Origin of the sequence: Pseudarthrobacter sp. 1G09 (genome assembly GCF_050038305.1) — a bacterium.
Taxonomy (GTDB): domain Bacteria; phylum Actinomycetota; class Actinomycetes; order Actinomycetales; family Micrococcaceae; genus Arthrobacter; species Arthrobacter equi.
In genome coordinates this window covers 1,895,901-1,909,454 of record NZ_CP188306.1, presented here as the reverse complement: position 1 = coordinate 1,909,454, position 13,554 = coordinate 1,895,901, and the positions used below count along the sequence as shown (strand labels likewise).

The following is a 13,554-nucleotide window of genomic DNA, read 5'->3' as shown; positions in this document are numbered from 1 at the left end:
TCCCTTACCCGGCGCCGCGGGACGTGCCGTGGGGCCGGGTCCGTGGTGTGATGGAGCATGCGCATCCTTATGTCCGGGGCCTCGGGAATGATCGGCACGTCCATGTCAGCCACCTTCAGGGAGGCCGGGCACGACGTCGTGTCCCTGGTGCGCCGTGAACCGAAGACGGCCGCCGAAGTCCGCTGGAATCCGGCCGCCGGGGAACTGGATCCCCGGGCACTTGAGGGCGTGGACGCCGTCGTCAATCTTTCCGGCGCCGGAATCGGCGACCGGCCGTGGACGCGCAAGCGCGTGGAGGAGCTGTTCAGTTCGCGGCTCCGGTCCACAGAGACCCTTGTCCGGGCCATGCAGCAGGTGGAGAGCCCGCCGCCCACCTTCATCAGCCAGTCCGGGTCCGGGTATTACGGGGACGCGGGATACACCGTCCTTCGCGAAGATGCCCCCGCGGGGTCCGGCACCCTGTCCCGGATCTGTGTGGAGTGGGAACAGGCCGCTGCCGCTGCCCCGCCAGGCGTGCGGACTGTCACGCCGCGCACCGGCGTTGTCCTCAGCCGCTCCGGCGGTGCCTTGGGCAGGCTGCTTCCCCTCCTGCGTCTCGGCATCGGCGGACCGTTCGGCGACGGCCACCAGTACTGGCCCTGGATATCCCTGCCGGATGTGTCAAAGGCCTTCCTGTTCCTGCTGGAATCCGAAATCCACGGCCCTGTTAACCTGTGTGCCCCCGAACAGGCTGACGTCAACAGCATCGTGGCCGCACTGGCCCATGCACTGCACCGGCCTGCTGTCCTGCGGGTCCCGGGCCCGATACTGCGCCTGCTGATGCGCGACCTGGCCGAAGAGCTGCTGCTGGCCAGCCAAAGGATGGAGCCTGCCGTGTTGTCGGCAGCCGGTTTCCGCTGGGAACATCCTGGTTTGGCGGAGGCGGCTGCCTGGGTTGCCGGCAACGACAAGTCCGCGGACCTGGCCTGACCCTGAACTGGTGAACAGGGTGCAGGCTGCAGCGGCTCGGTTTCAGGAGCCGGGGAGGATCTCGCTGATCCGCCATTTTCCGTCCTCTGTAACCAGGACCAGGCGCAGGGCCTGGCCGGGTGCAGCGGCACCTTTCGCGGCAACAGTTCCCGTGGTGTCCTTCTCTTCCCAGGCTGATGTGGCGGCGGTGGCCCGGACAACCGCGCGCAATTCCGTTGGACCCGGTTCGGTACGGACGTCCGTGAGCGTGCTGATGAAGCCTGAGAGCACCTTGCCCGAACCTGACAGCCTCTCCGCAGTGAGATGATCGGCGGCGGCCGCCGGCGACCCGGAGGCGTTGACTTCCGCCAGCAGGTCAACCTGGCCGCTGCGGAAAGCATGGTCGCGCAGCGCCGCAAGGCCACGCAGGGCATCCGCAGGTTGAGCTGACGCGGCCAGGGCCCTGGCCTCGTCCAGCGCGGCGCCGTCGCCGGCCCGGACCGCAGCAGAGTCTCCGGCTGGGGCTGAAACCGCCCCGGTCGCAGTTCTGCTGTCGCTGGCGGCATCAAGGGTACCCAGGGCCACCTGGGACACAGGGGTCAGCCAGAAAACCATCGCCGCCCCGCCTGCAGCGCCCACGGCGAGGACGGTCCGGCGGAAGGGAACCCTGGTTGGGGCCGCGCTGCGGTGGGCCCCGTTCCGGCGCCCGCCTGCGTGCTTCCGGGAGCGCTCAGGGGCACCATCCTTGTCCTTCCGCCGTACTGGTTTGCCCGATGCTGAGGGTCCGCGTGTGGCGGCGGGGACTCCCGTCAGCCGCGGCGGCGTCGCCATCCGCCGGCGCAATGCCCCGAACCGTTCCCTCAACCCACCCGGCGAGGGTGGCGGCACGTGCCTGCGCGTCAGGAGTTCCGGAATGACAGTGGGATGGACGGCGGCGGAAAGGTCCACCGGTACAGGGGCGGCACTGCGGTAAACAGCGGTTGCCAGAGCGCCGGCGGTTGGACGGAGCCTGCGGTCTTCGTTGAGGCCTGCTTCCAGGGCTGCAGCGAGGTCCACAGGAACACCGGGAACCAGCAGCGGCAGCGGTGGCCGCTCCGCCGTGCGTGGCGGCGCAGCACCGGTGAGGCAGAACCAGCCGAGGGCCGCCGCCGCATAGACGTCCCTCTCGGGTTGCAGCCCTGCGCGGACCGCATCCACCGGGGCAGGATCCACGAAGCCGGGCGTCCCGTGGCCCGCCCCGCCGGCGGGGTCCCCCAGCATCCGGGCGATGCCCAGGTCCGAGAGCATCGGCTTGCCCTGGCCGGTGAACAGCACGTTGCCCGGCGACAGATCCCCATGCGTGAATCCTTTCCCGTGAAGATAGGACAGCACCTGGGCGATGGGGGTCAGCACGGTTACGGTTTCGCCGACGCTGAGCCGGCCGCGGGCACCAAGGAGCTGGCCCAGGGAGCCGCCGGACGCATAATCCATGATGAGCGCCGTGGCAGCTTCTCTTTCCGCGTCGCCGGGCGGTTCGGGGTGCAGGCTGACGGCGTCGTGGGCCCTGACCAGGTGTTGGTGGTCCAGGACGGAGAGGATCCGGATTTCCCTTCGCACCGCGTCCTCGGACGCCGCTCCGCGGCCGCGTGACTCACAGGAGCCGCGGTGGAAGCACTTTACGGCATAATTCCGGCCGGTGGCCTGCTCAGCGGCAAGCCAGACAGATGCGCTGCTTCCCAGGCCCAGGAGCCGGTCAACCGCATAGCCCGGGACGTCGGGAGCGTGCAAATCATCCATGTCTCATGTCTAGCGGAATCAGCGGACGGCTGCAGAAGTTATCCACAGGCGGCGCGGGACGCCAGTCACATCGTGGGCGCAGGTAGGGACGCTGGTGAGCTTAGACACTAAACCCTGTCCGCGGCCCTGCGGGGTCTAAGCTGGAAGGCATGACTCTTGAGTTTTCAGGGCTGGGTCTTGCCCCCGAGTTCGTTGATTACCAGCACGCCTGGGACGTTCAACGCGAACTTCACGGAAAAGTGGTGGCCGGTGAGGCACCCAGTACCGTGCTCCTGCTGGAGCACGCAGCCGTTTACACCGCAGGCAAGCTGACCGAGGACCACGAACGGCCTTTCGACGGTACTCCCGTGGTGGCCGTGGACCGCGGCGGCAAGCTCACCTGGCATGGTCCGGGCCAGCTCATCGCGTACCCCATCCTGAAACTCAAGAACCGCGCCGGGATCCGTGACTATGTGGAACGGCTCGAAGCCGTCATGATCGCCGTCATGGCCGATTACGGCATCCGCGCTGAACGCATCAAGGGCCGTGCCGGTGTATGGGTCAAAGCCGACGCCAACGGGCCTGACCGCAAGATCGCCGCCATCGGCATCCGTGTCCTCAACGGAGTGACCATGCACGGGGTCGCCATTAACTGCAGCAACGACCTCGCCCCTTACGGGCAGATCATCGCCTGCGGCATCACTGACGCCGGGGTCACCACCATGTCCCGGGAAACCGGGAAGGACATCCGCCCCGCCGACATCGCCGAACGCTTCGTGGAAGAATTCCGCAAGCACGAAGAAGCACTCGTTTCAAGCCCCGAAGGAGCTCTACTGTGACATTGGCACCCGAAGGCCGGAAGTTGCTGCGGATCGAGCAGCGCAACGCGGCCACCCCGGTGGAACGCAAACCGGAATGGATCAAGGCCAAAGTCCAGATGGGCCCGGAGTTCGTCCAGCTCAAGAACCTGGTCAAAAAAGAAGGCCTGCACACCGTCTGCGAAGAAGCCGGCTGCCCCAACATCTTCGAATGCTGGGAAGACAAGGAAGCCACCTTCCTCATCGGCGGGTCCGAATGCACCCGCCGCTGCGACTTCTGCCAGATCGACACCGGCAAACCCTCCCCCGTGGACAGGTTCGAACCCACCAAAGTGGCCCGCTCCGTCCAATCCATGCAGCTCCGCTACGCCACCGTCACCGGCGTGGCCCGCGACGACCTCGAAGACGAAGGCGTCTGGCTCTACGCCGAAACCGTCCGCAAAATCCACGAACTGAACCCCGGCACCGGCGTCGAACTCCTCATCCCCGACTTCTCCGGCAACCCCGACCACATCGCCGCGATCTGCGACTCCGCCCCCGAAGTCTTCGCCCACAACGTCGAAACCGTCCCCCGGATCTTCAAAAGGATCCGCCCCGCCTTCCGCTACGAACGCTCCCTCGACGTCATCACCCAAGGCCGGAACCTGGGCATGGTCACCAAATCCAACCTCATCCTCGGCATGGGCGAAACCCGCGAAGAAATCTCCGAAGCACTCCGCGACCTCCACACCGCCGGCTGCGACCTGATCACCATCACCCAATACCTCCGCCCCTCCGAACGCCACCTCCCCGTGGACCGCTGGGTCAAACCCCAGGAATTCGTCGACCTCCAAAACGAAGCCGAAGAAATCGGCTTCCTCGGCGTCATGTCCGGCCCCCTGGTCCGCTCCTCCTACCGCGCCGGCCGCCTCTGGGCCACCGCCATGCGCAAAAAAGGCCGCGACATCCCCGCCGAACTCGCCCACATCGCCGACAGCATCCAGGACTCCGGCACCACCCGCCAGGAAGCTGCCACCCTCCTGGCCGCCCGCTCCTGACCCGGCAGCCACTGCCGCCCAGGGCCGGACACCGGATCTTTCCGGCGTCCGGCCCTTCGGCTTTGGTCACGTAGAATTGAGGCACTATGGCGAAATCCTCTGACTCCAGCAACTCCACCCCGGCGGACTCCAGCGCGGCAAAGCGCGGCCTGTTCTCCCGCAAGCCGAAAGAGGCGAAGGCCAAAAAGCCCAGCCGCCTCAAGCAGATCGGCGAGGTCTTCAACATGACCCGCCGCCACGACCCCATGGTCCCGTGGCTGATGCTTCTGGTCTTCCTGGGCGTTGTGGCCGTCAGCTTCCTGGTGGGTTACTGGCTTGAAAACTGGATCACCGGCCTGATCATCGGCATCCCACTGGGCCTGCTCGGCGCCACGCTGATCCTGTCCCGGCGCGCGGAACGGGCAGCCTTCGCCCAGATCGAAAACCAGCCCGGAGCCTCCGGCGCCGCACTGGGTACCCTCCGCCGCGGCTGGATCACCGAGGAACAGCCGGTCGCCGTCAACCCTCGCACGCAGGATGCCGTGTTCCGCGCCATCGGCCGTCCCGGCGTCGTCCTTGTCAGCGAAGGCCCCACGCTCCGGGTCAAGCCCCTGCTGGACGCCGAACGCAAGCGCCTGGCCCGGATCCTGCCCAACGTAACGGTGCACGTCATCGAAAGCGGCCGCGGCGAGGGCCAGGTGCCTATCAGCCAGGTGGCAAAGAAAATGGGCAAGCTGAAGAAGGAACTGACCAAGCTTGAGGTGAATGCCGTTTCAAAGCGCATTGCTTCCCTGGGGAACCGGCTGCCCATCCCCAAGGGCATCGACCCCTACAAAGCCCGCCCCAACCGCGGACGCTAGGCCTGAACAGCGCCCTGGCCACCGGATCCTTCCGGGAGCCGGGGCATTTTTCTTGCACAGGCCTTTTCCGTACGCCAGCAAAGTGCCAGGCGCTCGAGCCAATAACGCCGCCCAGCCAACCAACGATGACGACAGCCCTACAGGACAGGACACACCATGCCCCTTCGCAACGCCGCCATCCGCGCTTTCCGTATCTTCGCCGTCGCCGAAGCTTTCAGCTGGGCGGCCCTGCTGATCGGCATGTACTTCAAATGGATTGCCGGCACCACCGAGATCGGTGTACAGGTGGCCGGACCTATCCATGGAGCGCTGTTTGTTGGCTACGGCGTGGCGGCTCTGGTTCTTTGGCGCCTGCAGCGCTGGCCGTTTACCGTGGCGCTCTTTGCCGGGCTCTCAGCGGTCTTCCCGTTCGCCACCATTCTCTTCGAACGCTGGGCTGATAAGCGGGGTTTGCTGGCTGCTGCCGACGCCGTCGCAGCTTCCCCGGAGACCAGCCGGTCCAAGGTGTCGGAAGAGAGCCAGGTCTAGCGCAACCGCCGCCGCCGTTTGCTCAGCGGCGGATCAGCAGGGTGTTCATCGCCTTGTCGTGCAGGCCGCGCTGGTCGGGATCAAAGATCACGGCCGGGATCACCAGGCACAGCAGTACGGCCCGCACCAAGGCGGCCAACGGGCCGGGTGTCCCGCCGCCGGGCCGCACCACCGAGATGCCCACCACGCGGTGGCCGATGCTGTATCCCAGCGTGCCTACCAGCAGGATCTGCTCGAGGGCGAAAATTCCCAACGTTGCCCATGAGTCACCGGCGAAGGCAAAGTTGCTGATCAGCAGGGCAATGCCCCAGTCGATCATGATGGCAACGATCCGCCGGCCGGCCCGGGCAATGGACCCCGGCCCCGATTCGGGCAGGCCCAGGCGCTCACCGGGGTATTTGGAAATGCCGGACGTGTCCGGCCCGGTGAGCCATGAGCCAAGGTCTTCGCGATCTACCACCGTCCAAGTTTACCGGCCTCCATCCCCCACGCCGGCCTGGTGCGCGGCGCCCACATCGCGGATGGGGTTAGACCACAGTGTGGACACCCGATAGCGTGGTCATATCAGGGCATTCTGTAACCTGCCCGAAACAATGTGGACACGGACGGGAAATGCCGCGTCCATAGGCTGTTAGCAGTTTCAAGCAATCTCCCCGGCAGGTATCTGCGGCAGGGCCACAGCAGGGAAAACCTTGCGTCTTCCCTGCTTTCGGATTGCGCTGGATCATATGGCTGCGGCCAGATATTTACATATGCGTTAGGAGCATAGATGTTCAAGACTGCGGACGAAGTCCTCAAGTTCATCAAGGACGAAGATGTAAAGTTCGTCGATATCCGCTTCACCGACCTTCCCGGCGTCCAGCAGCACTTCAACGTTCCGGCTAAGAGCGTTGACGCTGACTTCTTCGTCAACGGCCAGCTCTTCGACGGTTCTTCCATCCGTGGCTTCCAGGGCATCGCCGAATCGGACATGCAGCTGATCCCCGATGTGACCACCGCGTTCCTGGACACCTTCCGCATGGAAAAGACCCTCGCGCTGAACTTCTCCATCGTGAACCCGCGCACCGGCGATCCCTACCACCGCGACCCCCGCGGCGTGGCCGAGAAGGCCGAAGCGTACCTGGCTTCCACCGGCATCGCTGACACCGCGTTCTTCGCTCCCGAGGCCGAGTTCTTCGTCTTCGACAACGTCCAGTACCAGTCCTCCCCGCAGGGCAGCTTCTACAAGATCGACTCCGAAGAAGCGCACTGGAACACCGGCCGTGAGGAAGAGGGCGGAAACCTCGGTTACAAGACGCCCGTCAAGGGCGGCTACTTCCCGGTTTCCCCCACGGACAAGCAGGCCGACCTGCGCGACGCCATGTGTGTTGCCTTGGATGAGGCCGGCCTCGAGGTCGAGCGCAGCCACCACGAAGTTGGATCCGCCGGCCAGGCCGAGATCAACTACAAGTTCACCACCCTGACCCACGCTGCCGATGACCTGCAGAAGTTCAAGTACGTCATCAAGAACACCGCTGACGCCTGGGGCAAGTCGGTCACCTTCATGCCGAAGCCGGTCTTCGGTGACAACGGCTCGGGCATGCACTGCCACCAGTCGCTGTGGAGCAACGGCGATCCGCTGTTTTACGACGAGAAGGGCTACGCCGGCTTGTCCGACACTGCCCGCTGGTACATCGGCGGCCTGCTGAAGCACGCCGACGCCGTCCTGGCCTTCACCAACCCGACGGTGAACTCCTACCGCCGCCTGGTCAAGGGCTTCGAAGCTCCGGTCAACATGGTCTACTCGCAGGGCAACCGCTCCGCCGGTATCCGCATCCCGATCACGGGCTCCAACCCCAAGGCCAAGCGCATCGAATTCCGGGCTCCGGACCCGTCTTCGAACCCGTACCTGGCGTTCGCTGCCCAGCTGATGGCCGGCATTGACGGCATCCGCAACCGCATCGAGCCGCCGGCACCGATCGACAAGGACCTCTACGAGCTGCCCGCCGAGGAAGCCAAGGACATCCCCAAGGCTCCGGGCACCCTGGAAGAAGCCCTGGAAGCACTGCGCGAGGACAACGAGTTCCTGCAGGCCGGCGGCGTCTTCACCCAGGACCTGATCGACACCTGGATCGAGTACAAGTACGAGAACGAGATCCGCCCGCTGTCCCTGCGCCCGAACCCCTACGAGTTCGAGCTCTACTACGGCGTCTAGTCTCCAGTCCGTCTGGCATTACTGCCAGGCCTGCTGAGACAGCGAAAGGCGGCCACCGGTGATCCGGTGGCCGCCTTTCGCGTTCCCGGGCCGAATGCCCGGAATAAATAAAAAAGGTGGAGGCCCGGCTCCAGACGTGCTGAGACCGGGAGCCAGGCCTCCTGACGAATGTCCCCCGAGACGAAGACTGTTCGAGCCTTCCCCCCAACAAGGTTGAAGGACACCGCCATTCCACATCATCGATTAAACGGTTTCCCAGCGCAATAAGGGCCCGCCGGTGTTACCTCATTGTGGCTTGGCGAACGGCATGAACAGGGTGCGCTGCGGCCCCGAAGATCCGCCGGTGTACTGGCCATAATCCACAAAACCGGCCTTCAGGTACGCGGCAAGGCCCGGGCCGTTGGCCTCGTTGACGGAGAGTACGACGCCGGATGCACCGGTTGGGTGCCCGCGCTCGAGTTTTCCTGCCGCCACCACGGCTGCGGCGGCTCCCAGCGTCCCCAGGCCTTTGCCCTGGTGGCGCCGGTCCACGAGGAAGCCGCGGAGCAGCCAGGCGGAGCCGTCATCCGGCCAGCCGGCCAGGGTGGCTGCCCCTGATTGCAGGGTGAGCACGCCTATTGCCCGCCCGCCGGCCTCCATCACGAAGGGATGCCGGCCCTCTTCGACCAAGCCGGTGAGGGCCATCCGCAACGGATCACCCACAAATCTCTCCTGGCCGGGCCCTAGCTGGAGCCTTGCCACAGCGTCCAAGTGGATTGCCTGGGCGTCCGCATCCAGGTCCCGCAGCGGGATGATCCAGACGGCTCCAAAGAACCCGTCAGTGCCCATAGAAATTGCGCTCAAAGACTCCACGTGCCCGCCGGCTGACCCGGAGGTAATCCTCCTCCAGGGCTGCGGCGTGGCCGGGCTCGTAGCCGCACCATCGCGCCACCGCTTCCAGGTCGCGGCGGGATGAGGGCAGAAGGTCGGACGCCTTCCCGTTCCAGATGACGTTCGCGGACCTGATTCTGCTCGCCAGCCGCCAGGCCTGCGCCAGCGTCTCGGCGTCGTCCCGGGACAGCAGCCCCAGCGCAGCCGCGGCCTCCAGCGCCGGAAGGGTGGACGTCGTCCGCAGCTCCGGGTGTTCGCCGGCGTGCTGAAGCTGGAGCAGCTGGACCAGCCATTCAACGTCGCTCAGGCCACCCCGGCCCAGCTTCAGGTGCCGCGCTGGATCGGCGCCGCGGGGCAACCGTTCCGACTCCACCCGGGCCTTCACCCTGCGGATCTCCCGGATGTCCTGCCCCGCAACGGACTCCGGATAGCGGATGGGGTCGATCAGGGCCAGGAAGTCGGCTGCGAGGCCGTCGTCACCGGCCATCGGACGCGCGCGGAGCAGCGCCTGGGCTTCCCAGATCAATGACCAGCGCCGGTAGTACTCGGCGAAGGATTCCAGGGAGCGGACCATGGCTCCGTTCTTGCCTTCCGGCCGAAGGTCAGCGTCCATCTGCAGGACGCGTTCGGCCATAATGGCCGGCTTCAACGGCTGGGTCAGCAGGCTGGACACCTTGGCCACGATCCTGCCCGCCTGCTCTTGGGCTTCAGCCTCGGAAAAGCCTGGCAAAGCCCGGTGGACGTACATGACATCCGCGTCGGAGCCGTACCCGATTTCCCGCCCGCCCTGCCGGCCCATGGCAACCACAAGCAGCGCGGTCTTCAGGGGTCCGCCCGCCGAGACGATCCCCTCGGCCACGCGCAGGGCACCCAGGACCGCGGCCCGGTCAGTATCCGCGAGGGCGGAGCCCACCTGGTCCTGGTCGAGCAGCCCTGCCGAGTCGGCGACGGCGATCCGGAGGATTTCCCGCCGGCGGATGAGCCGGATCAGGCGCATGGCGCTTTCCGGATCGGCGTGCCGTGACATCTTGGACGTGATTTCCTGCCACTGCGCTTCGAAGGACACCGGAACAAGGTCCTTGTCCTGCCCCAGCCAGGCAACCGACTCCGGGGACACTTCCAGCAGGTCGGCAATCAGCCGCGAGTTGGAGAGCATGTGGCAGAGCCGCTCGGCGGCGGCGTTCGAGTCGCGGAGCAGGCCAAGGTACCAATGGGTGGTTCCCAAGGCCTCGCTGACCCGACGGAAGGCGAGCAGGCCGGCGTCGGGATCCACCCCCTCGGCGAGCCAGTCCAGGAGGATGGGAAGCAGCTGGCGCTGCAGGGCAGCCCGCCGGCTGACACCGGCCGTCAGGGCTTCGATGTGCCGCATGGCGCCCTGCGGGTCACTGTATCCAAGCGCTGCCAGCCGGGCCTGTGCGGCCTCGGGGGTGAGCCTGGCATCCTCGCTGCTGAGCTTGGCCGCAGTGTTGAGCAGGGGCCGGTAGAAGATCCGTTCGTGAAGTTCCCGGACGGACCGTTTGGTCTTTTGCCAGGCGGCCAGGAGGGCATCAGGGTGCGGACGCTCGTTGGAGAACGGGCCAAGCACCCCCTTCGCCAGGGCACGCAGCGCCGGTTCGGCCACCGGCATCAGGTGGGTGCGGCGCAGCTGGAACAGTTGGATCCGGTGCTCCAGGAGCCGAAGGTACCGGTAGGCGTTGTCGAAGGCTGCGGCGTCCGTGCGCCCGATGTAACCGCCCGCCGACAGGGCCGCGATCGCCGACGTGGTGTCCCGCCGTCGTAATGCCTCATCTGCCTTGCCGTGGACCAGCTGCAGCAACTGGACCGTGAACTCCACGTCGCGCAGGCCGCCGCGGCCCAGTTTGATTTGCCGCTGCTCCTCGGCAGCGGGGATGTGCTCGGTCACCCGGCGGCGCATGGCCTGCACGGACTCGACAAACCCGTCGCGGCTTGCGGAATTCCAGATCAGCGGGGCCACCGCTTCCTCGTACCGGCGGCCCAGCCGGGCGTCCCCGGCAATGGTGCGCGCCTTCAGGAGCGCCTGGAACTCCCAGCTTTCGGCCCAGCGTGCATAGTAGGCCTCGTGGGAGGCCAGGGTGCGTACGAGCGGCCCGGATTTGCCCTCCGGCCTTAGGTTCGCATCGACTTCCCAGAGGCCGGGTTCGCGCGCCACGGAGGAGATGGCACGGGAGATACCGCTGGCCAACGCGGTTCCGATGGTGTTCGCGTGCGCGTCCTCCAGCTGCCCGGCATCGATGACGTAGATGACGTCGACGTCGGAGATGTAGTTCAGCTCGCGGGCGCCGCATTTGCCCATTCCGATGACGGCCAGGCCCACGTCGGCGACGTCGGCGGCGTCGAACTGTTCTGCCGCCTCCGCCCGCGACACGGCAAGGCCGGCTTCGATGGCCGCGCCGGCGAGGTCGGCCAGCTCGCCTCCCACTGACGGCAGGAAGTCCAGCGGGTCCGCGGCGCAGAGATCCTTGATGGCCAGGTCCACCACTCCCCTGCGGTACGCCGTCCGCAACGCAGCGTAGGCCTCCGCGCCCGTCACGGCAGCTACGGGACGCGCGGCGCGGGGATCAGCGCCCACCGACTGCAGCAACGTTGACCGCAGCTCCGCGGGGTCAGCGGGAAGGGGCTCCGGACTGGTGCGGACGTTGAACGCCGTGAGGTGTTCGGGGTGGCGGATCAGGAACTCGCCCAGGGCCTCCGAGGCGCCGAGGACCCGGTACAGCGGTTCACTGGTGTCGGGATCCGCACCGGCCACGGCACGCAGGTCGGGGTGTTTTTCGATCAGCCGTACCAAGGACTGCAGGGCCGCGTCCGGGCTGGCCGACAGCTGGAGCCCGGCAAACAGCCGGTCCTGGTCCAGCCCTTCCAGCTCACGGGCCGCCAGGAAGCGTTCGCCCTTTTCGAGGTCGCTGAAACCGGCCGCGATCAGGCGGCGTGCCAGGCTCACGCCCGCAGCCTAAAGGATACCGAGGTTGCGCTGCAGCTCGTAAGGCGTCACCTGCAGGCGGTAATCCTGCCATTCGGCCCGCTTGTTGCGGAGGAAGTGCTCGAACACCTGCTCGCCGAGGATCTGCGGCATCAGTTCCGAATCCTCCATGGCCCGGATGGCGTCGTGCAGGCTGGCCGGCAGGGGGTCGTGCCCCATGGCCCGGCGCTCAGCCGAGCTCAGCGACCAGACGTCGTCCTCCGCTGCGGCCGGGAGGTCGTAGCCTTCCTCGATGCCCTTGAGGCCGGCACCCAGCAGCACGGCGTACGCCAGGTACGGGTTGGTGGCGGAATCGATGCCGCGGTACTCGATCCGGGCGGACTGGCCCTTACCCGGCTTGTACAGGGGCACGCGCACCAGGGCGGAACGGTTGTTGTGGCCCCAGCTCAGGTAGCTCGGTGCTTCGCCACCGCCCCAGAGGCGCTTGTAGGAGTTCACGAACTGGTTGGTGACGGCGGTGAATTCGGGCGCGTGCTTGAGGATGCCTGCAATGAACTGGCGGGCCGTCTTGGACAGCTGGTATTCGGCACCGGCCTCGAAGAATGCGTTGCTGTCCCCTTCGAACAGGGAGAAGTGCGTGTGCATGCCCGAACCCGGGTGGGCCGTGAACGGTTTGGGCATGAAGGTGGCGTAGGTTCCCTGCTGGAGTGCCACCTCCTTAATAACAGTGCGGAACGTCATGATGTTGTCCGCGGTCTGGAGGGCGTCGGCGTAGCGGAGATCGATCTCGTTCTGGCCCGGGCCGCCCTCGTGGTGGCTGAATTCCACCGAGATCCCCACAGACTCAAGCATGGTGACAGCGGTCCTGCGGAAGTCCTGGGCCACGCCACCGGGCACGTGGTCGAAGTAACCGCCCTCGTCCACCGGCACAGGAGCGCCGTCAGCACCCAGTTCCTGGGACTTCAGGAGGTAGAACTCAATCTCCGGATGCGTATAGCAGGTAAAGCCCATGTCTGCGGCCTTGGCCAGGGTCCGCTTAAGGACGTTGCGGGGGTCCGCTGCAGACGGCTCACCGTCAGGCGTCAGGATGTCGCAGAACATCCGCGAGGTCTGTTCGGTCTCACCGCGCCAGGGCAGGATCTGGAAGGTCGCCGGGTCGGGCTGCAGCAGCATGTCCGATTCGAAGACGCGGGCCAGGCCCTCGATGGAGGAACCGTCGAAGCCAAGGCCTTCCTCGAATGCCCCTTCAACTTCCGCCGGCGCCAACGCCACGGACTTCAGCGATCCCACGACGTCGGTGAACCACAGGCGCACGAAACGTACGTCGCGCTCTTCGATTGTGCGCAGGACAAATTCTTGCTGGCGGTCCATGATGGCCTCTTCTCCGGTCAACGTCCATGCTCCGGGTCCACGCAAGGGGAAAGCCGGCAGCAGTTCACAAACACTGTACTAAGCATTCGACGCCGATGCTTGAGCCTGCGCCGCACGTAACACAGCATTAACCTGGCGCACGGTCCGCGGCGGCCCGCGGCGCCGGTTTGGCCGTTCCCGCCAGCCGGCCGGCACCTTTGGTTATGACTGTTATCACCTTTGGCGCCCGCCCCCGCGGTAGCTAGGACGGCCGGTA

General features: G+C 66.2%; 11 protein-coding genes. 6 read left to right on the top strand and 5 right to left on the bottom strand.

Annotated features, from left to right (window positions below; all coding sequences use genetic code 11):
• Positions 1 to 57 precede the first annotated feature (57 nt).
• Positions 58 to 969 (top strand): TIGR01777 family oxidoreductase, encoded by a 912-nt coding sequence (locus ACP3TD_RS08800; protein WP_426766835.1) that lies wholly within the window; start codon positions 58 to 60, stop codon positions 967 to 969.
• Between the two features lie 42 nt (positions 970 to 1,011).
• Here ACP3TD_RS08800 and ACP3TD_RS08795 read toward each other — a convergent pair whose 3' ends face one another.
• On the bottom strand, positions 1,012 to 2,724 hold the full coding sequence (locus ACP3TD_RS08795) for a protein kinase domain-containing protein (RefSeq protein WP_426766833.1): 1,713 nt from the start codon (positions 2,722 to 2,724) through the stop codon (positions 1,012 to 1,014).
• A 149-nt stretch (positions 2,725 to 2,873) separates the two neighbouring features.
• Here ACP3TD_RS08795 and lipB point away from each other — a divergent pair, with 149 nt between their 5' ends.
• From lipB to ACP3TD_RS08775, 4 genes are all read left to right on the top strand, one after another.
• Positions 2,874 to 3,542 (top strand): lipoyl(octanoyl) transferase LipB, encoded by a 669-nt coding sequence (gene lipB, locus ACP3TD_RS08790; protein ID WP_015936807.1) that lies wholly within the window; start codon positions 2,874 to 2,876, stop codon positions 3,540 to 3,542.
• Positions 3,539 to 4,558: a lipoyl synthase gene (lipA, locus tag ACP3TD_RS08785; RefSeq protein WP_426766832.1), complete on the top strand. Its 1,020-nt coding sequence runs from the start codon at positions 3,539 to 3,541 to the stop codon at positions 4,556 to 4,558. The genes lipB and lipA overlap by 4 nt, the downstream gene beginning before the upstream one ends.
• An 86-nt stretch (positions 4,559 to 4,644) precedes the next feature.
• A complete protein-coding gene (locus tag ACP3TD_RS08780) occupies positions 4,645 to 5,397 on the top strand; it encodes a DUF4191 domain-containing protein (protein ID WP_426766831.1) in 753 nt (250 codons plus the stop codon).
• Positions 5,398 to 5,553: 156 nt separating this feature from the next.
• Complete coding sequence (locus ACP3TD_RS08775; protein ID WP_426766830.1) at positions 5,554 to 5,925, top strand: DUF3817 domain-containing protein; 372 nt, start codon at positions 5,554 to 5,556, stop codon at positions 5,923 to 5,925.
• Between the two features lie 22 nt (positions 5,926 to 5,947).
• Here the strand turns inward: ACP3TD_RS08775 and ACP3TD_RS08770 are convergent, their stop codons facing one another.
• Positions 5,948 to 6,385 (bottom strand): RDD family protein, encoded by a 438-nt coding sequence (locus ACP3TD_RS08770; RefSeq protein WP_426766828.1) that lies wholly within the window; start codon positions 6,383 to 6,385, stop codon positions 5,948 to 5,950.
• A 309-nt stretch (positions 6,386 to 6,694) separates the two neighbouring features.
• On the opposite strand from ACP3TD_RS08770, the gene glnA reads away from it, so the two are divergent.
• Positions 6,695 to 8,119, top strand: a complete 1,425-nt coding sequence (glnA, locus tag ACP3TD_RS08765; RefSeq protein ID WP_015936802.1) for a type I glutamate--ammonia ligase — start codon at positions 6,695 to 6,697, stop codon at positions 8,117 to 8,119.
• Positions 8,120 to 8,404: 285 nt separating this feature from the next.
• Here glnA and ACP3TD_RS08760 read toward each other — a convergent pair whose 3' ends face one another.
• The 3 genes from ACP3TD_RS08760 to ACP3TD_RS08750 are packed head-to-tail and all read right to left on the bottom strand — an operon-like array spanning position 8,405 to position 13,298.
• Positions 8,405 to 8,947, bottom strand: coding sequence for a GNAT family N-acetyltransferase (locus tag ACP3TD_RS08760; protein WP_426767175.1), 543 nt, complete (start codon positions 8,945 to 8,947; stop codon positions 8,405 to 8,407).
• Positions 8,937 to 11,948 (bottom strand): bifunctional [glutamine synthetase] adenylyltransferase/[glutamine synthetase]-adenylyl-L-tyrosine phosphorylase, encoded by a 3,012-nt coding sequence (locus tag ACP3TD_RS08755; protein ID WP_426766826.1) that lies wholly within the window; start codon positions 11,946 to 11,948, stop codon positions 8,937 to 8,939. The genes ACP3TD_RS08760 and ACP3TD_RS08755 overlap by 11 nt, the downstream gene beginning before the upstream one ends.
• A 9-nt stretch (positions 11,949 to 11,957) precedes the next feature.
• A complete protein-coding gene (locus tag ACP3TD_RS08750; RefSeq protein WP_426766824.1) occupies positions 11,958 to 13,298 on the bottom strand; it encodes a glutamine synthetase family protein in 1,341 nt (446 codons plus the stop codon).
• Between the last annotated feature and the right edge of the window lie 256 nt (positions 13,299 to 13,554).

Excerpts from the sequence above, each read along its gene's own strand:
- lipB (WP_015936807.1), top strand. The coding sequence starts at position 2,874 with ATGACTCTTGAGTTTTCAGGGCTGGGTCTTGCCCCCGAGTTCGTTGAT.
- ACP3TD_RS08800 (WP_426766835.1), top strand. The coding sequence starts at position 58 with ATGCGCATCCTTATGTCCGGGGCCTCGGGAATGATCGGCACGTCCATG.
- ACP3TD_RS08760 (WP_426767175.1), bottom strand. The coding sequence starts at position 8,947 with ATGGGCACTGACGGGTTCTTTGGAGCCGTCTGGATCATCCCGCTGCGG.
- ACP3TD_RS08750 (WP_426766824.1), bottom strand. The coding sequence starts at position 13,298 with ATGGACCGCCAGCAAGAATTTGTCCTGCGCACAATCGAAGAGCGCGAC.
- ACP3TD_RS08795 (WP_426766833.1), bottom strand. The coding sequence starts at position 2,724 with ATGGATGATTTGCACGCTCCCGACGTCCCGGGCTATGCGGTTGACCGG.
- ACP3TD_RS08780 (WP_426766831.1), top strand. The coding sequence starts at position 4,645 with ATGGCGAAATCCTCTGACTCCAGCAACTCCACCCCGGCGGACTCCAGC.
- glnA (WP_015936802.1), top strand. The coding sequence starts at position 6,695 with ATGTTCAAGACTGCGGACGAAGTCCTCAAGTTCATCAAGGACGAAGAT.
- ACP3TD_RS08775 (WP_426766830.1), top strand. The coding sequence starts at position 5,554 with ATGCCCCTTCGCAACGCCGCCATCCGCGCTTTCCGTATCTTCGCCGTC.